Genomic DNA, 20391 nt, shown 5'->3' with positions numbered 1-20391 from the left:
CGCTGGACGCAGCCTCAGCCGGGCGGGTCTTGCCCCACGAGACCGTCCACAGATTCGCGGATAAGGTCTGCGTGGCCATTGTGCCGGGCGTATTCCTCAATCATGTTCAGGAGGATGTAGCGCAGGCTGGGCAACTCGATGTCCGGACGGGACGCGATGGTGCCTTGCCGGGACGGGCCGCCTTCTGCCATAGCTGCTTCGAACAAGACCCTGGAGCGGGCAACAGCGTCACGCCACCTTTCATACAGCTCCTCCGGCGGGTCTCCGGCAGCGGAATTCCAGTCCCAGTCGGGGTCGGCGTCCCAGTCAACTGCGTTCCACGGGGGAAGTTGCCTGCGGCCATGGAGCCACTCGGTGGACATATCGTCCTCGAAGCGGGCCAAGTGCTTGAGCAGCCCACCCAAAGTCAACGACGACGGAGCGTGCCGGGCCCTCAGGCCGTCCCGGTCAAGTCCCTCCGTCTTCCAGGCAAACGTCGCTCTCTGTCGCTCAAGGAAGCCCATCAGGGTGGCGGCTTCATCGCCGTCCAGCGGAGGCTCCGTGTTGACCGGTTCGGTGGTGCCTGCTTGATCGTTCACAGCAGCTCCTGGTGATTCATCCGGAAGGAGTTCCCTGCTCCCGGTCGCGTGGCCCTGCTGAAGGAGTGGACTTTCTGGTGATCAGCCACGTGATGAACCAGAGCACGACACCAATGGCCATGAGCCCGCCGGCCACTTGGTACTGTATGGGGTTCCTGCCCACCCAGGGACCAGCGAGGAAGGCGCAGAGGGTGGCGGCCACCCACGGCAACTGACCGGGCGAGGTGAAAAAGACCTTGCGGTCCGGGTGCCTCTTGCGGCGGAGCACCACGCACGCCACGTTGACCACGGTGAAGACGCACAACAGCAGAAAAGCGGTTGTCCCCGACAGGTTGGCCACGATGTTGCTGTCCGGATCGATGCTGACGTACCAGATCAGTCCCAGGGCCAGGACGGTGGAGAAAGTGATGCCGGCCCACGGTGAACGGCGTCCGGGCAGCACCTTGCCAAGGCCGCGCGGCAGGACATGCTGGCGGGCCATCCCATAGATCAGCCGGCTCGCCATCAGCATGTTGATCAAGGCAGTGTTGGCCACCGCAAAGACTGCCAGGAACGGAAAGATCTTATCGATCGGGAAATCCGGGGAGCCCTTGTGGACGACCTCGAGGAGTGCCGCCCCTTCGGATTCCCTGATCTCCCCCAATTCGGTGGGTGACAACACACTGACAACCGACACCGCTACCAGCATGTAGAGCAACACTGCGATACCGAGGCCCGTCAACATGGTTCGGGGAAAGATGCGCTCCGGGTTCTTGGTCTCCTCCACCATGTTCACGGAGTCCTCGAATCCAACCATGGCAAAAAAGGCAATGGACGTGGCGGCTGTAACAGCCAGGAACAGCCCCTTGTCCTGGTAGTCGGTGAACACCGTGATTTCCTGGATGTTGCCTGTTCCCTGCGCCATCACGAAGAACCCGACGCCGATCACAATGCACAGGGCGAGTACCTCAACCGAGGTCAGCACCACGTTGAACTTCACGCTTTCGCCAACCCCGCGGAGGTTAATTACTGCCAGCAACAGCATGAATGCCATTGCGACCAGTGTGATCATTCCTTTGTCAGGCGCGCCCATCCACCCGTTGACTTCCAGACCTCCGAACAGATTCTGGGCGAGGACATTCGCGGACGTTGATGCGCTGGTGATGCCGGAACACACCACGGCGAACGCCACAAGGAACGTGACAAAGTGGATCCCGAATGCCTTGTGCGTATACAGCGCCGCGCCCGCCGCCTGAGGGTACTGCGTCACCAGTTCCAAGTAGGAAAATGCCGTCAGCGTCGCCACAATAAAGGCCAGAAGGAACGGCAACCAGACAATGCCGCCCACCGTCCCCGCCATCGTCCCGGTGACTGCGTAAACGCCCGCTCCGAGAATGTCGCCCACGATGAAGAGGAGCAGGAGTTTGGGCCCCAGAACCCGCTTGAGCTGTGGTTCTTCGTCCGGGGGTGAAGCTTGGTAGACGTCGTCGGATGTGGTGCTCATGGTTGACCTCCACGGCGGATACACGGTTCCCTGATCGTGTTAGTGACCTGACGTAACCCACTGTGAGCCTGTCCGTTGGCTTTGGCAACACTGTCGGCCCCGAAACCTGCCCTTCCGGAGAGTCGCACCCGTGCAATATTCTGGGCCCACCAGTGTGCGGCGGACGGCGGTCCGCGGGCCGTGGACTGTAGGCCCCGAATCTGACCGCTCCGAAAGGACCATCCATGCTGATTTGCGCGGCCTGTGCGGTGGAACGTGATGAACCCGTTCCGGGTGTCTGCCCCATCTGTGCCGACGAACGGCAGTACGTCCCTGACGAAGGGCAACAGTGGGTCACTCTTGACCAACTCAGGACGGCCGGCCAGCGGATATCGCTCTCGGAAAGCGAACCAGGTCTTATCGGCGTCAGTACTGACCCGAAGGTCGGAATCGGCCAGACGGCCCAGCTGGTGGTGACGTCCCAGGGCTCGTTGCTGTGGGATCCGGTGGGCTACATCGACGACGACGCTGTGAAGGCGGTGCTGGAGCACGGACCTGTCCTGGCGATCGCCGCCAGCCATCCGCACATGTTCGGCGTGCAGGTCGAATGGTCACGGCGGCTGGGCGGCGCCCCGGTATGGGTGACTGAGGCAGACCGCCAATGGCTGGGACGCCATGATCCGACCATTGCCTACTGGTCCGGCAGCATGTCGATCGCCCCCGGGCTGACCCTGCACCAAACCGGCGGACACTTTCCCGGCAGCGCCGTGGCGCACTGGGCGGCCGGAGCAGCCGGCATGGGGGTTCTGTTGACCGGTGACAGCGTGTTTCCCAATCCGGATTGCCGTTCCATCTCGTTTATGCGAAGCTACCCGAACCGCCTGCCGCTGTCCGGAGCCGTGGTGTTGCGGATCGCCGCGCAGTTGGACACGCTTGGGTTCGATCGCATCTATGGGAATTTCAACAACGTCATATCGTCCGGAGCCAAAGCCGTTTTGCACGACTCCGCTGAACGGCATGCCGCCTGGGTGCGGGGAGACTTCGATCATCTGACGTGAACTGTTGCTAAGGGGCAGTCCTCATCTTTTTCAGATGCAGTCCCCTGCAGGGAATCGCGGCCGAGACCAGGTCTTTGCTGTGCTGGTGCTGCGGGTCAGCGAAGAACTTATCGGTGTCGGTGAGTTCCACCAACCGCCCCTGATAGAGGACGGCTACCCGCTGGCACATATGGCGCACCACGTCCATGTCGTGGGTGATCATCATCAGGGACAGCCCCCGCTCGCGGTGCAGGCGTTGCAGCAGGTCAAGGATGGTTCTTTGTGTCAGTGCATCCAGGGCAGAGGTTGCTTCGTCGCAAATGAGCACTTCCGGCTCCATCAGGAGCGCCCGGGCGATGGTGACCCGCTGCAACTGGCCGCCGGAGCATTGGCCCGGACGCCTGTCCAGCAGACTGGGTTCCAGTTCCACTTCCGTCATGGCGTCGCTCAGCCGTTGGGTTTTCTCGCTCGACGGGAGCCGCCGTGGCAAGGGTGCTTCCAGGCTTGCGCGGAGTGTCATGCGGGGGTCGAAGGCGTCATGTGGTTCCTGGAACACCAGTTGGACGGCAGTCGGATCGGCAAGCCGGTCTGCTGACAGAGCCCGGGTGATGCTGCCGCTGCTCATTCCTTCCAGACCAACGATTGACCTGGCCAAGGTGCTTTTCCCGGAACCGGATTGGCCGAGCACTCCCAGGATCTCCCCCTTTTTCAGCTCGAGGGAAACAGCGTCAAGTGCTGGACTGCGACCCCGGCGGCCGCGGCCGAAATTCTTGACGACGCTGTTGAGGGTAAGGACATTCCGCGCCGGGTGCACCTGCTTCACAGTCCCTGATGGCAGGAGGTTTGATGCCTCCAGAAGTTTTTGCGTGTAAGGACTCTTCGGGCTTCCCAGCACTTCCTCAGTGGTGCCCGACTCCACGATCTTGCCTGCCTCCATCACCAGGACGCGATTTGCGAAGGCCGCAACAGAGGCAAGATTGTGCGTGATGTAGAGAATCCCCAGACCACGCTGGCTCCGTTCGCGGTCCAGCAACTGCAGGATCTGGCGTTCCAGGACCTTGTCCAAAGCAGACGTTGGTTCGTCAGCAAGCAGGATCCCCGGCTGGCCCGCCAGGGCCACGGCTGTCATGGCACGTTGGGCCATGCCACCGGAAAGTTGGTGCGGGTAGGCCCGGGCGCCCCACTGCGGATCCTCGAATCCCACTTCAGCCAGCAGCTCCAGCACCTTCTCCTCCGCAGCTTTTCCGCGCAGGCCTGAATGGAGGCGGAGGGGTTCCCTCAGGTGGGCACGGAGGGTCTTGCTGGGGTTGAACATCTTCTTGGGCTGCTGGAAAAGCATCCCCAACCGGCCACCCCGGATGCGGTTCAGCTCAAGTCCGGAGGCACGGGTCACGTCTACGGAGTCCACATGGATGGACCCCGAGGCAATCCGCAAAGGCTGCGGCAGCAACTGCAGGACGGACCGGGCAGTCATGGTTTTGCCCGACCCGGAACCTCCCACGAGCGCTACAAACTCGCCGGGATGCACGGCCAGGCTCACACCGGAGAGAATCGGGCGTCCTGCGTCTGTGCCCAGCACCGTCAGGTTCTCGATCACCAGTTCAGGCATGCTGGCCCTCCACTACCAGGACATCCACCGGGTCGGCTGCCCGCCGTGACGTCCGCTGGCCGATCAGCGTTACACACAGGGCAACCAGGAAGATGGTGAGGCCCGGAGCAATGATCCCCCACGGTGCCCGCTCCGCATACGGCTGGGCCGCTGCCACCATGGAACCCCAGTCGGATTGTGGCGGTTGAACGCCCAGCCCGAGGTAGGACAGGGCTCCCACGCTGATCAGGAGCTGTCCGAAACGCAGGGTCGCCTGCCCCAGCATCGGCGCTGCGAGGTGCGGGATGATGTGACGGAAGACAATGAACGACGGCGAACAGCCCACCACGCGCGCTGCTTCGACGAACCCGCGGGCAGAAACGTCGTAGGCCAACGTCCGGGCCAGGCGGGCAAACGGCGTCCACCCGGTTACGGTCAGGGCGACCAGCAGGGACGTAAAACCTGTGCCCATGGCCGCGACGATGAACAATGCCACCACCATCTCCGGCAGCGCCAACAAGACATCATTGGTACGGGTGAACAGTTCGTCTACCCAGCCCTTCCGCCGGGCACTGAGCACACCGACCACCAAACCAATGATTCCGGTCAGGACCGTGGCCAGTGCCGCCACCACCAAAGAGAACCGGCCGCCGTCGAGCAAGCGGCTGAGCGTATCCCGCCCAAGGTGGTCCGTCCCCAACCAGTGTGTGGCACTGGGTGGCGCGAGCCGTGCAGCGAGGTTCTGATCGTCCGGTGGAAAAGGTGCCAGCCACGGTGCAGCCGCCACGGCGGCAACTATCAGGACGAGAATAACGACGGCGGCGCCGTCGAGCACTGACCGTTTACGCAAGGGCGCCACTCACCTTTGGGCTCAGAATCCGGTGCAGGAAGTCCGCGAGGGTGGTAATGGCAACAGCCAAAGCCACCACAACCACCACGCCTCCCTGCGCCAAGGGGATGTCACTGTTGACCACGGCGTCGTAGAGAAGGCGGCCCATCCCGGGGATCGCGAAGATGACCTCCACAATGACCGAACCTCCCAGAAGACCGGCGAACCACACCGCGAACAACGTGGACAACGGAACCAGGCCGTTGGGAACAACATGCCGCAGGACAGTCTGCACGTGGCTAAGGCCGCGGGCCCGGGCAGCGGGAATGTGCTCCGCCTCAAGGGCATCGATCATTCCCGAGCGGACCGCTGAGGTGAAGAAGCTGATGGGCCGAAGGGACAGCGTGGCGGCCGGCAGGACAATGGACGACGCCGTATTCCACCCGGCCGAGGGCAGCCAGGAAAGTTTGAGGGCAAAGACCAGCACCAGCAGTGGTGCCAACCAGTATTCCGGCATGGCAATAAAGGACTGTGTGACAGTGGTGATCAGTTTGTCGGTTTTGCTGCCTTGCTTCAGGGCCGCAACAATGCCCAATGGGAGGGACACCAGCACGGCCGTGCCCAAAGCCACCAGCACAAGGCTGAGGGTGATGCCCAAGGCAAGCAACACCTGATCAATCACCGGTGTACGGCTAATGTGCGACAACCCCATGTCCCCTGTGAAGAAGTCGCCCAGCCACCGGAGATATTGCACGGGAAGCGGATCGTTGAGTCCCAGGCTTTCCGCCAGTGCCTGAACGGTGGCTTCGTCCACCACATCGCCGGCTACACGGGACCGGATAATTTTCCGGACCGGATCGCCTGGGGTCACGTAAGGAATCAGGAAGACGGCGAAAGACGACAGCAGGACGGCGACCACCAGGGTCGCCGTCCGCTTCGCAAGGAACGTGATCATACGTGCTTCGGTTGTCCCAGCCCGTTGTCAGGAGCCGGCCTTGGCCGTTTGCGCGGTCAGGACGTAACGGGACAGCGGGTCCTGGACGTAGGACAGGACGTTGCTGCGGACAGCGTCCGTGGCTTGTTCATTGACCAGCCACAGGTTCACGGCTTGGTCGTTCAGGAGTTGACCGGCTTTGCCATACAGCTTGTACCGTTCCTCAGTGGTGGAGGTCCGGGCAGCTTCTGTGATGAGTGCGTCGTACTCTTCGTTGCAGAAGTGGCTCAGGTTGTACGTGCCCTTGCAGGTGTAGTCGGCCGTCAGGAAGCCAATGGGATCGGCAATGTCAATCAGCCGGTTGCGCTGGCTCAGGATCATGTCATAGTTGCCGGCCAAGACGTCCGGTTCAGCCGAGGCGTATTCCTTGGCCTGGATGGTCACTGGAACACCGATGTCCTTGAGGTTGTCCTGAATCACCGTTGCTACGTCGGCGAACTCCGTCCGCTCCACGATGGCGATGATCTCCAGCGGCCTGTCCGCGGTGTAGCCGGCATCGGCCAGGAGCTTCTTCGCCTCGTCCAGGTTCTGCTTGGGAGTCTTGGCTTCGCTGGATGCCCATGGTTCGGAGGGCGCGAAGGGACCAGCTGCAGGCAACGCCGCGCCTTCGTAGACGCTGGCGGCCAGGGCTTCCAGGTCCAGAGCGGACCGGAGTGCCTTGCGGAAATCCACGTTGTTGAAGGGTGCCCTGCCGTTGTTCATGTACAGGGTGGCCGTGCGGGGTGAATCTGCCTTCAGGACGGACACCTCGGGTGCACTCTCAAGCGTGGACAGTGCGGAGGCTGGAATGGACAAGGAAATGTCGGCCTCGCCGGTTTGCACTTGCGCGGCCCTGGTAGCGCCATTGGTGATGAAGCGGACTTCTGCGCCAGCCAACTGCACCTTTCCGCCCCAGTAATTCTCGTTGCGGTCCAGGGTCAGGGACTGCTTCGCCTTCTCAGACACTGGGGTGAACGGTCCCGTGCAGTGGCCGAAGGGATTCACCGTGGCACCGGTATAGGCGGCAGGCGCGAGGATGCCCGTGTTGACGCTCGCCAAGCGGAACGGCACCAGCGGATTCTCCACCGGCGTGGTGACGCGAACGGTCTTGGCGTCAGTTGCCTGGACTCCACTGACAATGCCCGGGCTGAACGCCCTTGCAGGCACCTTGGCCTTAAGGACTGAGTTCAGCGAAGCGGCGACGGTCTCTGCGGTGAGATCGGTACCGTCCTGGAACTTCACGCCTTCACGGATGGTGAAGTTCCACTCAAGTGGTGAGACCTGCTTCCACTCAGTAGCCAGGAACGGGACCACCTTGCCCTGGGCGGAATCATATTTGGTCAGGGTTTCCAGGCAGCCGGACAACGACAGAATGTACGCGGCATCGGACTCCAGGGCCCAGTTGGCCACGGGGGCCCGGAAGTTATCCACGACGATGCGCTGGTTGGTATCGGCCACTTTCCCGGTGGCGCCTGTCTGTCCACCGCTAAGACCACAACCGGTCAGGGAAAGAAGTGCAGCGACCCCAAGGGCTGCTGTGGAACGGCTGAGTTTGCGCAAAGGGAACCGCCTGCGATGTATGCCCGGAACGGGAGGGCATGGGGAAATGGAGACTATTTAGGTTAGCCTTACCTCGGCGCAACAGCAAAAACAGGGCGCTTCGCAGACGCGTCACAATGTGCCTGACATCACCCAGCCCAACCATTCGCCCGCTGCGGCATCCTGCGCCCAGATTCAGCTTTCCCGGGCTTTCCGGGTAGCCGCGTCATTGGCTTTCTGCAGTGCCTGGACCAGCTCATCCTTGTTCATGGTTGAACGGCCCTTGATGTCCAGCTCGCGGGCCCGCCGGTAGAGGTGCTCCTTGGAAGCGTTGGCGTCCACTCCGCCGGCAGTGGGCTTATCCGAGCTGGCCCCTCCAGCCGCGTGGTCATCGGAAGGTCCATTTTCCTCTTTGGGTTCCCAATGGTCGCCCACCTTCTCGTAGCTGTGCTTCAGCGACGCGAAAGCCGTGCGGGCGGCCCTGCCCTCATCGCCGTCATAGGAATCCATCGCCGAGTCGTAGGTCTTGGCGAACGTGTCCTGGGCCTTCTGATCCGAGCGCTGGAGCGTCGATGGCAACTCGTTTTTCCGTGCATGATCATTTTTGCCGGTCTTGGGCATGGCACTCACTCTCCTGATCCAGGGAACAACTACAGCATGCGACACCAGACGCATGGATGCTCGTTCAGCCTACTAAAGGACCGGAATTGATGGGGGCGTAGGGTGGAGGAGGACGAAAGGAGCACTTCATGAAGAAAATCCTCATGGTACTAACCAGCGTTTCCGAGCTCGGCGACACGGGAGAGAAGACCGGCTACAACGTGGCAGAGGCCGCACATCCCTGGAAGGTCTTCAAAGACTCAGGCCACTTCGTCGATTTTGCTTCCATCAAAGGAGGCCAACCTCCGCGCGACGAAGTGGACACGGACGATCCCATCCAGGTTGCCTTTACCCAGGATGAGACAACGCGCGCCGGCCTGTACAACACCGCACGCGTCGACGTCGTAGACCCCGCACAGTACGATGCCATCTACCTCGTGGGCGGCCATGGGACCATGTGGGACTTCCCGGACAGCGAAGGCCTGCAGAATCTGGTGGCCAGCGTCTACAACGCGGGCGGTCTGGTAGGTGCCGTCTGCCATGGGCCGGCCGGCCTGTTGAACGTAGAACTGGACAACGGGTTCAGGCTGGTTGAAGGCCGCGACGTAGCCGCGTTCACCAATGACGAAGAAGTGGCTGCGGGGAAAGACAAGGTCATCCCGTTCTTCCTGGCGGACCGGCTCGAGGAACAGGGGGCCCGCCACGTCTCCGCAGGGGTCTTCGAGGAGAAGGTAGCGGTGGACGGCCGCTTGGTTACGGGCCAGAACCCCGCCTCGGCCGCTGGCGTGGCCAAGGAAATGGAAAAGCTCTTCGCCGAAGTCATCCACCAGGAAAAGGCAGAAGAGCAACACGAGGCAGAAGCAGTGCGTGCGGAGAAGGACGCAGAGAAAAGCGCCCGGAAGGCTGATGCCGACGCCGACCACTGATTACAAGTAGTCGCGCCCCCGTTCGCGGGCGATTTCCACCAGCGTGGAGTGGAATGCCACTTCGGCGGGGGCGTAGACCTTGTCCTGGCGCTGAGCCAGAAGTACCCGCCGTAAGGGGGCGTCCGGGCCCAGACTGAGGACGCGGACATCGGGATGTTGGAGTGCAACAGCCGTCTTAGGCACCATTGCCACGCCCATGCCCACGCTGACCATGGCCTGCGCCTCCTGGTAGTCGTTGGCCAGGAACCCGATGTTTGGTTCAAAACCGGCATCGTGGGCAGATCGCTGCAACACTTCCACTACCGGATGAGCTTCAGCGCGGACTATCCATGACTCCTTCCGGAGTTCACGCATACTTACTTCCTCACGGTCAGCCAAGGGGTGCCCCTTGGCCACGAGAATCACCGTGCTCTCCTGGAAGACCTCAGTGATGCGGATGGACTCATCACTGAAACGGTTCCAAGGGTAATCCCACAGCAGACACAGTCCCGTTACCCCGGATTCAAGGTCCGAGACCAATTCGTCGAAGCGGGCACTGCGCACAGAAAGTCCAATGGCGGGGTAACGCTTCTTGAATGCCCGGATGACAAGCGGGAGAAACGATCCCGCCAACGTGGGAAAAGTACCAACCGTCAGTGACCCTCGGCGCAGCCCCGCGATCTGATCCAGGTCCGCGCGGGCCGCCCGCATCTGCCCAACAATTTTCCGGGCGTGCCCTGCCAGTATCTGGCCGGCCTCGGTGGGGACTACGCCGCGCGAACGGCGGTTGAGGAGAGGCTGTCCGACTTCCTGCTCGAGCTTGCGCAACTGCTGCGAAACGGCCGATGGCGTATACAGCATGGTGTCGGCCGCAGCGGTGATCGATCCCTGCTCGACCACTTCCACCAGCAGCGCAAGCCGCCGGATATCGAATAGTTCGGCGTTTTCATCGTTAAGCATGCATTCATGCTCCTGTCCAAGTGGTTCATTCACTGTATTTACGGGAGACCGACTTGCCACAGAGCCAGCTTTTCCAGACATTGGCGTATCCGAATCCAGTCATTGTGCGCTGACAACCTTGTGAATTAAGCATCCCTTCAGCCCCCATCATATATCCAACATTGTCTTCATTTGTGATCCCGATCATCCTCGTACAAGAAGAACATCACCGAGATGCAGGGAACACCATGAAGATAGAAGCGGAATGGATGCGCGGGGGCACCAGCAAGTGCTGGGTCTTTGAAACTGCTCATCTGGAAGAAGCCGGCACCGACGTCAACGAGCTGCTTCCCAGGCTCTTCGGAAGCCCGGACTCCCGCCAGATCGATGGGGTCGGCGGGGCCACCTCCACCACCAGCAAGGCGATGATCCTCAGTCGGCCCGACGACGATGAAGTCGATGTCGAATTCACCTTCGCCCAGGTAGGCATCGAAGAGGCAGCCGTGGACTGGGGAAGCAACTGCGGGAATTGCTCCGCGGTTGTGGGGCTTTACGCCATTGAAAAAGGCTGGGTTTCGCCCGACGGCGATTCCACCCGCATCGTCACCCGCAACACCAATACGGGCCAGATCATCATCCAACGGGTTTCGACCCCCGAGGGCGCACTGCCGATCATTCCGGATGCAGACATGCCCGGCGTCGTTTTTCCTGGCTACAGGGTGGGTCTTGGCTTCCGTGATCCGGCAGGAAAAACCACCGGCAAGCTCCTTCCTACCGGCGCGCCGACGGACGTCATTGTCGCAAACGGCACCCGGTGGACGGTATCAATGGTCGACGCCGGTGCGCCGGTGGTCATGGTGCGTGCCGAGGAGTTGGGACTGGACACTGCCCGTTATGAAACCTGGAGTGCCGGCGTCGAACTGCAGCTGGATACTTTGGACATGATCCGACGCCTCGCAGCTGTCCGGATGGGCCTGGCGGCCAGTCCTTCGCAAGCCGCGCGGGCCGTCCCCAAGCTTGCGATCGTGGGCGCACCCACCGGGGAGGACCTGGAAGGCGACGTCAACGTCATGATGCTCTCCATGGGCAAACCGCATCCGGCGTTGGCCATCACGGGAAGCATCGCTTTGACACTGGCCGCCCGCACCCCGGGAACAGTGCTGAACCACATTACCGGTATCCCTTCCCGCCCCACGCTAAAACTCCGCACGCCGGCCGGCGTGATTGAAACCTGGACCGAACACCGGGACGGTTCCCTCCTGGTGGGCGTCGACCGGACCGCCCGCACCATCGCCACCAGCATCATTCACGTCCCGGAGGCTCTCGGCAGTGCCGTCGAAGCCCCGCTGGCATCAGCCACTCAATGAGGAGACACCACCATGGCTAAAGTTACTTACCAACCAGCTCCCGAATCGGAGAGCGAAACCCGGGATCAGAATTCCGGCAGTCCCAACCGCCGCCGCCGTATCCTGCTGGTAACGGTTGCCGCTTCCGTGATCCTGGGCCTGGTTGCCATCCTGTTCGGGGGCGCCATCTTCAACCCGGCGGCCACCCCGGAATCGGAGCCGACCATGACTGCCATCCAGATCATCCCGCTGGTCATCCTCGTGGTGATGTTCGTCGTCGCCACGAAATGGCCGCTGAACATCGGGGTTATGGGACTGGTAGCATCCTTCGGCGTTGGCTACTTCATGCTGGGCATGACGGACAAGGAAATCCTGGCGGACTTCCCTGCCAACATCATCATCACCATCATCGGTGTCACGTACTTCTTCAGCATGGCCCAACGGAATGGGACCATCGACATCATCGTCCAGACGTGTGTCCGGCTGGTTCGCGGCAAGACCATGCTCCTGCCTTGGGTGTTCTTTCTCCTGGCAGCATCGCTGACAGCCCTTGGCACCTTCTCCCCTGCCGCCGTCGCCCTTCTTGCCCCTGCCGCCATAGGGCTGGCCTATGAATCACGCATCCACCCCGTCCTCATGGGTGCCTTCATCATCAACGGAGCACATGCGGGTGGATTCTCACCGCTGTCAGTGGCGGGTGTTCTGGTCCACGACATCGCAGTGAAGAACGGCTTCCCCATCTCGCAGGGCTCACTCTTCGCCGCAAGCTTTGCGCTGAACCTCATCCTGTCAGTTTTGACAGTGGTGCTGTTTGCCCTCCTGGGCAAGATCCGCGACGGCGCCACAGGCCAGCTCGCTGACCTGGACACCACGCATACCGCCCGGCCACACGGCCAGCAGATCCTCACGCTGGCACTGATCGTCGCAATGCTTGTCTGCGCCTTGGGCTTCCACATGCCTATCGGCTTCGTGGCACTCTCCGCAGGACTGCTCTTGGCGCTGGTCAACATCAAGGAACACCAGACGTTCATCGGCGGAGTCTCCTGGTCCACCGTGCTCCTGGTCGCCGGCATGATCACTTACGTATCCCTGCTGCAGCACGTAGGCGTCATCGATACGCTCGCCGAGCAGGCACTGGCACTCGGAGCCCCGCTCCTCATTGCACTGGTTCTTTGCTACGTCATCGGCGTCGGCTCGGCCTTTGCATCCTCCACCGCCCTGCTCACGGCTTTCATCCCCTTGGCGGGACCGTTGCTTGCAACCAGTTCACTGAGCGCCTCGGGCACCGTGGCAGCACTGGCTATCGCCGCGACCGTCGTCGATGTATCCCCGTTCTCCACCGACGGCGCACTGGTTGTCGCCAATGCCCGCGAAGACGATCGCCAGCGTGTCTACAAGCAACTGATGGTGTACGCCGGCGGTGTGGTCCTCGTAGCACCTGCACTGGCCTGGGCACTGCTGGTTCCCACCGGGATCATGTAAGTCCTGGACCCCACTGACCGCCGAAGTACAGGTTCGGCAAGCGTAGGGAACCGTACCTGCACACCGTCGCAACAGGAAGCCCGAACCTCGGGCGCAGGGACCGGCACCATACGCACCAAAGGCAGGGCCACCACTGAGGTGTCCCTGCCTTTGGTTTCAGGCACTGACGCGCTTCAGCTGCGGGTAGATGGCTTCCACAGGGGCACTAAGTCCGGCCTTAAGGTTCACGGACGTCTCATCCGCGAGGACTTCATACTCGCCGGCCTGGACGGCGTCGAATACGGTTGCCACCAGGTCCGCGGGGGCGGTTTTCGGCTCGGCGGAGTGCGCGGCCATGGGGGTGTCAACGTAGCCAACATGGACCCCCACGACATGCACGTTCCCGGCGGCGAGTTCAAGGCGCAGGGAGTTCGTGGCTGACCACAGGGCCGCCTTCGTGGCGCTGTAGATCCCTGCCACCGCATACCAGCTCAGGGCGGAATGAATGTCAATGAGCACCGACTCCTCCTTGGCGGACAAGACCGGAGCGAAGGCCCTGGCCAGGAACAACGGCCCAAGGAAATTGGTCTCCACGTTGTGCCGGATCTCCTCATCCGTGTGGCTGAGGATGCCAGGCGTCGGTGTGCTGGCACCGGCATTGTTGATGAGGACTGTTGTGTCCTGCGCAGCCTCGACGGCCGCCCGAACGGATGCCGGATCCGTGACATCCAAGGTGAGCGGGACGATGCGATCATCGCCCCACGTGCGCGGATTTCGCGCCGTGGCATAAACCTTGCTCGCACCGCGGGCCAAAGCCTCGTGGACAAAGTGGGTGCCAATGCCACCGTTGGCTCCAGTGACGAGGACAACTGCATCAGTCAAGACGGACGTGTTCAGTGAAGGCATAATGGGGACTTCTTCCTGGTGGGCTGGGCTGTGGGGGAATACTGATCCCTGATGGGAAACCACTTATTGACTTCACTCATAACTGAGTGCTCTCAGTAGTTATTCCCCCACGCCCTCCATTGCTACGGCGTGACCTTGAGTTCCCTGATGGTCATATCCCGGAACGTCGCCGTGCCTTCATGGGCGTAAAGACGGATGCCGTCGTCGCCTTCAAGGGGGAACACCCGGTGCGAGTGCACCACGCGCCCATCTCCAACGAACACTTCCACACTGGTTCGATCCACCAGGATCCGCAGCGTGAGGCGGCCTGTGGCAGGGTCCACCGGCGTTTGCGTTTCGCCGGCTGTCGGGTTGATCGTGGGGCGGCGATTGACGTACGTGAACGGGCCACCCAGGAAGACCCCCGCGGCCACGTGCCTGCCGCCACCGGGTGCTCGGCAGACCTCCAACCCGAGATTGGCGGGCGGCGCAGCCGGATCCCACACCAGTTCGCACGTGAGGTCGTAAGCGGTCGAGCGAATCTCCAGGTCATGGGTACCCGCAACCGCCACGTCACCCACGCGATGTGTTCGCGTTACGTGGTCACCCAGCGCAGAGGTGGGGGCGGAGGCGAGATAATAGGCGCCATTGCCACGCTTGAGCCGGATATCCCGGACGATCATGTCATCGCCGTTGTAGCCGTCAGTGGCAAGGGTTGGCGTGTTGTGGGGGTAGTCCCAGAAATTTGCCCAACCAATCGCCCGGCGGAGGGTTGGGTCCTCCACCCCCGACGCATCGTGATGCGGATATGTTACTGCGCCATAAAAGTCGAAGCCGTAATCGAGCCATTCCGGCTCAGGATGGTCTGGAGCAAAGGAGCTGCCGTCAAAAGCTCCAGTCCAGTAGGCATAGGTTGCCGGCAGTCCGCGGCCCTTGCCGTTTGCACTGGTGCCCAGCACCCAGTGCCGGGTGCCGTCGTCGGCGGTCATCCTAAAGAGGTCGGGGCACTCCAGCAGCCCCAAATCGCTGCGCAGAAACTCGCCAACCCGCGTCCAGGAGCGCAGATCCGGGGACGTGTAGAAACCCAGCTTTTGCCCCTCCGCGTTGGCCATGAACCACCGGTTGCGGTCCTCGTCCCAGATCACCTTGGGATCGCGGAAATCGTGAACCCCCGGGTTGGGCAAAACCGGAGCCTGGCCACCTGATATGAAGGACCGGCCCCTGTCTGTGGAGTACCAGAGGTACTGTGCCTGCCGGCCCTCCGGCGCCTGGGTGACGAGTGCCACCACCGTACCCGCCCCGTAACCCGCAGTATTCCGCTCATCAACCACCAGGCATCCGGACCAACAGTCGCCGTTGGAATTGCTGAACTTCGGTACCGCGACCCCGCGGTCCCTGAACGCGACGTGATCAGTGGTGGTGGCACGGCGCCATGACGTGCCGCCACCGCCGTTGATGTAGTCAGCGTTATACAAGTAGTAGTAGTGGTACTCCCCATCGAGGTAGATGGGTCGCTGGGGATCGTTCTTCCAGTTGTCAGGCACGCTGAAGTGATAGACCGGGCGCATCCGCGATGATCCTTTCGAGGCTGGGCCACCCGCCGCCATGGCGGGCTCTGCAGGGGTGGACAGCGCCAGGGACCCGCCCAGCGCAACCGCGCCGGCGCCCGTCAGTAATCCACGGCGGGTAACCGGTGATGACATTTCCACGGGTTCACAGTCCTTTCGGGATGAGGTTGCGGGCGCTGTCAAAGATCCCGGCCATCGTCCAGGCATCGAAGGAGAGGAGCCGCGCCGACCCTTCAGTCGCTGCCAGCGTCACGCGCTCGCCGCCCAGGGTCGGGTAGACGCGGGCCGTGAGCGGCTTGCCGTTGGCGAAAATTTCGACGGCGGACCGGTCCACCAACACGCGCAGGCGCACCCGGCCGTCCGTCATCGGCAGGGGCCCGGATTTGTCTTCCGCATCGATGGTGGGGTCGAGGCTGCTGCGCGTACGGTCCAGGCGAAGGGTGCCGCCGGGGGTCCCATCAGCGGCCCGGTCCAGCACGATCACTGTCTCCTCGGCCCCGTCCGACGACGCCAGCACTCCGAGCCGGACCTCTGCCCCGGGTGCAAGTTGCACATCCAGTTCAAGGTCCAGCTGGTTACCGGACACGCCGGTCTCCACGGACGTACCCGCCCCCACCATCACGCGGCCGGGGACGCTGAAGAGGCTTCTGCGCAGCTTCTCTACTTCGGGAACCGGTGCGAACTCCAGGGTTCCGTCGTGCGCCAACGTGGCGACGCGCGGCAAGCTCATGACGCCCGACCAGCCCGCTTCCACCATGGCGGCATCGCTTCGCCCTTCCTGCATCCAGCCGAACATGACACGCCGGCCGGACTCATCCTGGAACGATTGTGGTGCATAGAAGAACCGCCCTCCGAAGTCCAATCGGTGCAGCGTATCCGGCTCGAACGTATCGCCGCCGTAGCGGCCGGTCCAATACAGCGGGTGGCGGGTTTCGCCGTCGTCCCACGCGGAGAAGACCAGCACATCCGGCGAGCCGTCAGCGGGCGCAGACCCCAACGATCCCTGCCCTGCCCGGAAGAGGTCAACGCATTCCCACATCGTCCCGGTCCAGTCAGTGTCGGCGGGATCGCCCTGCGAGGCATCCCCGATCATCAGCGGGCCCAGGTAGTCCCAAGACCGCAGGTCCGAAGACTCATAGAGGAACGCCGTGCCGCCGAGGTGTCGAATTCCTGAACCCACCAACTGGCGCCATGTGCTTCCCTCGCGCCATACGCAATGATCGCGGTAGGCCGTGATGTCAACGCCGGCAGGTGGGGCACCGATAACAGGGTTCCCGGGGTCCTTGGTCCAGCTCAGCAGGTCAGGGGTTCCTACAGCGACGCACGGCAACTCCTTGCCCTCTGCGCGGCCCGAATACACCAAGGTGGGCGTGCCGCCGTCGTTAACCAACACCCCGGACCAGCAGCCCTCGGCGTCAGGTCCCTCGGAGGGTTCCAAAGCAACAGGCTGGTCAATCCACGTGACCAGATCGGTGCTGGTGGCGTGGCCCCACTGGATGCGGTGGTGGAAAGCGCCCTCGGGGTTGTACTGATAGAAGAGATGGTAGGTGCCGTCCCAGTGACTGACACCGTTGGGGTCGTTGAGCCAACCGGCCGGTGAGACAAAGTGGAAGCGCGGCCTCAGGGGATCGGCTTCGGCGCGTGCCACCAACTCATCCTGCGGAATGGTGGCGAGCGGATGGGTCAGTTCAGTCATGCGGAAGCCTCTTCTTGAGCGTTCGACGCCGGGTGGCCGGGGTGGAGTGGTTCACTCGCCAGGGCATGGCCGCCGGCAGCGGCCCATGGGCGGTACAGGTGGCAGCGGACCCAGTGACGGTTTTCGGGGTCCCCCACCTGATGACGGACGGGTGCTTTGTCCGAGCACGCCTGGTCCGGGTCGCCGCCGAAAGCGCAGTGTGTGGAAGCCATGACCGCCTGCCGCAATTCGGCTCTACGGACGGGATCGTACGAGCCTGCCCGGGCGGGATCCGGGACAGCCGACACCAGGAGTTGCGTGTACGGATGCGCGGGGTTGGCCAACAGGTCCAGGGACTCCCCTTCCTCCACCAGTTCACCGGCGAACATGACCGCGGTCCGGTCCGCCAGGTACCGGGCGGAGGCGAGGTCGTGGGTGATGTAGAGCATGGAGATGCCTTGCTGGTCACGGAGCTTGCGCATGAGGTTCAGAACGCCGATCCGTACGGAAACGTCCAGCATGGAGGTAGGCTCATCGGCCAGGATGACCTGCGGTTCAACGGCGAGCGCCCTGGCTATCGCAACGCGTTGGCGCTGACCGCCGGAGAGCTCGTGCGGATACGAGTTCAGCATGTCGGCCTCCAGGCCAACAGTGGTCATGAGCTCCTCAAGCCGCCGCTGGGTCTCCTCCTGGGAACCACCATTCTTCCCGTGGATCGCCAGGGAGCGCCCCAGGAAATGCTCGATCCTGTGCGCCGGGTTCAGCGAGCCAAAAGGATCCTGGAACACCATCTGCAGCTGGGACCGAAACGCCCGCGACGCGTGGAAACGATCCCGCTTCAGAACATCGACGCCGTCAATGAGAATCTCCCCGGAGCTCGGCTTTTCCAGACGGGCGACACAGCGGGCCAGGGTGCTCTTCCCGGAACCGGACTCCCCCACGAGGGCCACGATTTCGCCTTGGTGGATGGTCAGATCAACCCCATGCAGAGCACGGACGGACCCGCGGGAGAACAAGCCGCCCATCGGGAAGGTCTTTCCCAAACCTCGAATCTCAAGGGCGGGGGTGCCGGTAGTGGACACGGCCGATGGGCTCATCAGGGAGTGGCTCATCGTGCGGCTCCTTCCAGGTTTGCTGAATCAACCACCGGGGCGTCACCACCGAACGGAGCCACAAAATGGCCGGGTGTCACCTCGGCGAGGTCCGGGATGTTACGGAACTTCACACCGTCGGGCAATCCCGTCAGCGGAACGCGTGGACCGGTGAGCGGCGGGAATGCGCCCATCAGCGCCTGGGTGTACGGATGGCGGGGGGTGGCGTAGACGTCCTGGGCTTTGGCGGTTTCCACGATCCGGCCTCCGTACATCACGGCCATCCGGTGCGAGAGTTCCACCATCAGGGACATGTCGTGCGTGATGAAAAGGACGGAAAAGCCGAGTTCGCGCTGAAGTTCCTTGATCTGGGCCATGATTTCCTGCTGCACCACCACGTCCAGCGCGGTGGTGGGTTCGTCGAGGATCAACAGTGATGGCTTGAGCGCAACGGCCATGGCAATAACGGCACGTTGACGCATACCGCCGGAGAGCTGGTGCGGATAGGACTTCAGCCGTGCGGGATCGATCCTTACAAGTTCCAGCAACTCACCGGCACGCCTCATCGACTCTTTACGGGAGTAACCGGCGTGGGTGGTGAAGATGTCCACGATCTGTTCTCCGATGGTCAGCACCGGGTTGAGCGAGTTCATGGCTGACTGGAACACCATTGCAACGTCCTGCCACCGAAAGCGCCGCAGCTCTTCCGGGCTCATGGCCAGGACGTCTTTGCCGCCAAAGGAGATGCTTCCGCCTGCGATCTTTGCGGGATCCTTCAGGAGCCTCATGATGGAGTTGGCAATGGTGGACTTCCCACAGCCGGACTCCCCCGCAAGGCCGAATACCTCACCGGTGCCGATGCTGAAGGAAACGCGGTCGACGGCGGTGGTGGAGCGGGTATCACCGATGTACTTGACGGTGAGGTCCTTGACGTCAAGGACCGGTTGGCGGGAGCCGAAAGAAACTTGGGAGATGGTCATTTGGCGGCGCTCCTTTCGGTGTTCGTGGGTGTTGTTTTAGGCGTTTTGATCTTCCGAAGCCGCGGATTGGTGACCTCGTCCACGGCGTAGTTGATGAGGGCGAGGGCGAAAGCCACCAGCGCGATGCACACGCCGGAGGGGACAAAGACCCACCAGCTTCCGGTGAGCAGTGCACCTTCGTTGCCGGCCCAGAAGAGGTTGTTGCCCCAGGAGACAGTGCTGACATCGCCCAGGCCCAGGAACTCGAGGCCTGCTTGGGCGCCGATACCGTAGATGACGCAAGCCAGGAGCGTACCCATGACGATCGAGGCCATGTTGGGCAGGATCTCGCGGAACATGATCCGGCCGGCCCGTTCGCCGGACACCACGGCTGCAGCCACAAAATCCTTGGAACGGATGGACAACGCCTGCGATCTCAGCACGCGGGCGGAACCGGCCCATCCGGTCACCACGAGTACCAGGATTACGGTCCCCAGTCCCGGCGGAAGGAACGCGGCCAGGATGACCAACAGCGGCAGGCCGGGCAGCAGCAGGAAGACATTGGTGACCAGGGACAGTGCTTCGTCAATGAATTTGCCGAAGTACGCCGAGGCAAGGCCCACCAGGATACCGATGAAAGTGGATGCCACGCCCACTGTCAGGCCCACGAACAGTGAGCTCCGCGAACCATGGACGGTCAGCGCGAGGACATCCTGTCCCTTGGCCGTAGTTCCCAGCCAGTGCTCGGCTGAAGGTTCCAGTGAAGCCATGGCCGTGATCCGCGACGGATCGCCGGGAAACAGGATCGGTGCCAGTAAGGCCAAAGCGATAAAGATGATCATCACGGCCATGCCCGTCAGGGCTTTCTTGTTGGTGAGCAGGCCGTGGACGAAGCTGCGGTTCGGCTTGCGGACCGGCGTTGGAGTTGGCTGCTTCAGAAGTGCGGTTGTCATGAT

Annotated in this window: 18 protein-coding genes; 4 read left to right on the top strand and 14 right to left on the bottom strand. The window is 62.4% G+C overall.

Annotated features, from left to right (window positions below):
• Positions 1-14 precede the first annotated feature (14 nt).
• Both QEH68_RS10160 and QEH68_RS10155 read right to left on the bottom strand, forming a co-directional pair.
• Positions 15-578, bottom strand: a complete 564-nt coding sequence (locus tag QEH68_RS10160; protein ID WP_242703593.1) for a DinB family protein — start codon at positions 576-578, stop codon at positions 15-17.
• A 16-nt stretch (positions 579-594) separates the two neighbouring features.
• Complete coding sequence (locus QEH68_RS10155; protein ID WP_280627869.1) at positions 595-2061, bottom strand: APC family permease; 1467 nt, start codon at positions 2059-2061, stop codon at positions 595-597.
• Between the two features lie 224 nt (positions 2062-2285).
• On the opposite strand from QEH68_RS10155, the gene QEH68_RS10150 reads away from it, so the two are divergent.
• On the top strand, positions 2286-3098 hold the full coding sequence (locus tag QEH68_RS10150; RefSeq protein WP_280627868.1) for a hydrolase: 813 nt from the start codon (positions 2286-2288) through the stop codon (positions 3096-3098).
• A 7-nt stretch (positions 3099-3105) separates the two neighbouring features.
• Here the strand turns inward: QEH68_RS10150 and QEH68_RS10145 are convergent, their stop codons facing one another.
• The 5 genes from QEH68_RS10145 to QEH68_RS10125 all read right to left on the bottom strand — a co-directional run bounded on the left by QEH68_RS10145 (position 3106) and on the right by QEH68_RS10125 (position 8627).
• On the bottom strand, positions 3106-4686 hold the full coding sequence (locus QEH68_RS10145) for an ABC transporter ATP-binding protein (RefSeq protein WP_280627867.1): 1581 nt from the start codon (positions 4684-4686) through the stop codon (positions 3106-3108).
• Positions 4679-5524, bottom strand: coding sequence for an ABC transporter permease (locus tag QEH68_RS10140; protein WP_207597348.1), 846 nt, complete (start codon positions 5522-5524; stop codon positions 4679-4681). The genes QEH68_RS10145 and QEH68_RS10140 overlap by 8 nt, the downstream gene beginning before the upstream one ends.
• Positions 5508-6449, bottom strand: a complete 942-nt coding sequence (locus QEH68_RS10135) for an ABC transporter permease (RefSeq protein ID WP_280627866.1) — start codon at positions 6447-6449, stop codon at positions 5508-5510. The genes QEH68_RS10140 and QEH68_RS10135 overlap by 17 nt, the downstream gene beginning before the upstream one ends.
• A gap of 27 nt (positions 6450-6476) precedes the next feature.
• Positions 6477-8027: an ABC transporter substrate-binding protein gene (locus QEH68_RS10130; RefSeq protein ID WP_280627865.1), complete on the bottom strand. Its 1551-nt coding sequence runs from the start codon at positions 8025-8027 to the stop codon at positions 6477-6479.
• 174 nt (positions 8028-8201) lie between these two features.
• Positions 8202-8627: a ChaB family protein gene (locus tag QEH68_RS10125; RefSeq protein WP_207597345.1), complete on the bottom strand. Its 426-nt coding sequence runs from the start codon at positions 8625-8627 to the stop codon at positions 8202-8204.
• A 128-nt stretch (positions 8628-8755) separates the two neighbouring features.
• On the opposite strand from QEH68_RS10125, the gene QEH68_RS10120 reads away from it, so the two are divergent.
• Entirely contained in the window at positions 8756-9532 is a 777-nt protein-coding gene (locus QEH68_RS10120) for a type 1 glutamine amidotransferase domain-containing protein (RefSeq protein WP_207597344.1), read from the top strand.
• Here QEH68_RS10120 and QEH68_RS10115 read toward each other — a convergent pair whose 3' ends face one another.
• Complete coding sequence (locus QEH68_RS10115) at positions 9533-10471, bottom strand: LysR family transcriptional regulator (RefSeq protein ID WP_280627864.1); 939 nt, start codon at positions 10469-10471, stop codon at positions 9533-9535.
• 227 nt (positions 10472-10698) lie between these two features.
• Between QEH68_RS10115 and QEH68_RS10110 the strand changes: the two genes are divergently transcribed.
• Together QEH68_RS10110 and QEH68_RS10105 are read left to right on the top strand one after the other, a co-directional pair.
• Entirely contained in the window at positions 10699-11817 is a 1119-nt protein-coding gene (locus QEH68_RS10110; RefSeq protein WP_280627863.1) for a PrpF domain-containing protein, read from the top strand.
• 12 nt (positions 11818-11829) lie between these two features.
• Positions 11830-13278, top strand: coding sequence for an SLC13 family permease (locus QEH68_RS10105; protein WP_280627862.1), 1449 nt, complete (start codon positions 11830-11832; stop codon positions 13276-13278).
• Between the two features lie 156 nt (positions 13279-13434).
• Here QEH68_RS10105 and QEH68_RS10100 read toward each other — a convergent pair whose 3' ends face one another.
• From QEH68_RS10100 to QEH68_RS10075, 6 genes are all read right to left on the bottom strand, one after another.
• A complete protein-coding gene (locus tag QEH68_RS10100) occupies positions 13435-14163 on the bottom strand; it encodes an SDR family oxidoreductase (protein WP_207597340.1) in 729 nt (242 codons plus the stop codon).
• A gap of 122 nt (positions 14164-14285) precedes the next feature.
• Entirely contained in the window at positions 14286-15710 is a 1425-nt protein-coding gene (locus QEH68_RS10095; protein WP_348537389.1) for a glycoside hydrolase family 32 protein, read from the bottom strand.
• A gap of 145 nt (positions 15711-15855) precedes the next feature.
• Complete coding sequence (locus tag QEH68_RS10090; RefSeq protein WP_280627861.1) at positions 15856-17406, bottom strand: glycoside hydrolase family 32 protein; 1551 nt, start codon at positions 17404-17406, stop codon at positions 15856-15858.
• On the bottom strand, positions 17403-18497 hold the full coding sequence (locus QEH68_RS10085; protein WP_280627860.1) for an ABC transporter ATP-binding protein: 1095 nt from the start codon (positions 18495-18497) through the stop codon (positions 17403-17405). Before QEH68_RS10085 ends, QEH68_RS10090 begins: the two co-directional genes overlap by 4 nt.
• The gene (locus tag QEH68_RS10080; protein WP_207597337.1) at positions 18494-19456 is read right to left on the bottom strand and encodes an ABC transporter ATP-binding protein; all 963 of its coding nucleotides are present in this window, start codon (positions 19454-19456) and stop codon (positions 18494-18496) included. The genes QEH68_RS10085 and QEH68_RS10080 overlap by 4 nt, the downstream gene beginning before the upstream one ends.
• Positions 19453-20388 carry an ABC transporter permease gene (locus QEH68_RS10075; protein ID WP_207597336.1) on the bottom strand — a complete coding sequence of 312 codons (936 nt, stop codon included), beginning with the start codon at positions 20386-20388 and terminating at the stop codon, positions 19453-19455. Before QEH68_RS10075 ends, QEH68_RS10080 begins: the two co-directional genes overlap by 4 nt.
• Positions 20389-20391: the final 3 nt, after the last annotated feature.

Source organism: Paenarthrobacter sp. OM7 (genome assembly GCF_029873575.1).
In the GTDB taxonomy this organism is placed as follows: domain Bacteria; phylum Actinomycetota; class Actinomycetes; order Actinomycetales; family Micrococcaceae; genus Arthrobacter.
Note: the sequence above shows the minus strand (reverse complement) of the source record. Positions and strands in the feature narration are given on the sequence as shown.

Excerpts from the sequence above, each read along its gene's own strand:
- QEH68_RS10155 (WP_280627869.1), bottom strand. The coding sequence starts at position 2,061 with ATGAGCACCACATCCGACGACGTCTACCAAGCTTCACCCCCGGACGAA.
- QEH68_RS10150 (WP_280627868.1), top strand. The coding sequence starts at position 2,286 with ATGCTGATTTGCGCGGCCTGTGCGGTGGAACGTGATGAACCCGTTCCG.
- QEH68_RS10145 (WP_280627867.1), bottom strand. The coding sequence starts at position 4,686 with ATGCCTGAACTGGTGATCGAGAACCTGACGGTGCTGGGCACAGACGCA.
- QEH68_RS10135 (WP_280627866.1), bottom strand. The coding sequence starts at position 6,449 with ATGATCACGTTCCTTGCGAAGCGGACGGCGACCCTGGTGGTCGCCGTC.
- QEH68_RS10125 (WP_207597345.1), bottom strand. The coding sequence starts at position 8,627 with ATGCCCAAGACCGGCAAAAATGATCATGCACGGAAAAACGAGTTGCCA.
- QEH68_RS10120 (WP_207597344.1), top strand. The coding sequence starts at position 8,756 with ATGAAGAAAATCCTCATGGTACTAACCAGCGTTTCCGAGCTCGGCGAC.
- QEH68_RS10115 (WP_280627864.1), bottom strand. The coding sequence starts at position 10,471 with ATGCTTAACGATGAAAACGCCGAACTATTCGATATCCGGCGGCTTGCG.
- QEH68_RS10110 (WP_280627863.1), top strand. The coding sequence starts at position 10,699 with ATGAAGATAGAAGCGGAATGGATGCGCGGGGGCACCAGCAAGTGCTGG.
- QEH68_RS10105 (WP_280627862.1), top strand. The coding sequence starts at position 11,830 with ATGGCTAAAGTTACTTACCAACCAGCTCCCGAATCGGAGAGCGAAACC.
- QEH68_RS10100 (WP_207597340.1), bottom strand. The coding sequence starts at position 14,163 with ATGCCTTCACTGAACACGTCCGTCTTGACTGATGCAGTTGTCCTCGTC.
- QEH68_RS10095 (WP_348537389.1), bottom strand. The coding sequence starts at position 15,710 with ATGCGCCCGGTCTATCACTTCAGCGTGCCTGACAACTGGAAGAACGAT.
- QEH68_RS10090 (WP_280627861.1), bottom strand. The coding sequence starts at position 17,406 with ATGACTGAACTGACCCATCCGCTCGCCACCATTCCGCAGGATGAGTTG.
- QEH68_RS10085 (WP_280627860.1), bottom strand. The coding sequence starts at position 18,497 with ATGAGCCACTCCCTGATGAGCCCATCGGCCGTGTCCACTACCGGCACC.
- QEH68_RS10080 (WP_207597337.1), bottom strand. The coding sequence starts at position 19,456 with ATGACCATCTCCCAAGTTTCTTTCGGCTCCCGCCAACCGGTCCTTGAC.
- QEH68_RS10075 (WP_207597336.1), bottom strand. The coding sequence starts at position 20,388 with ATGACAACCGCACTTCTGAAGCAGCCAACTCCAACGCCGGTCCGCAAG.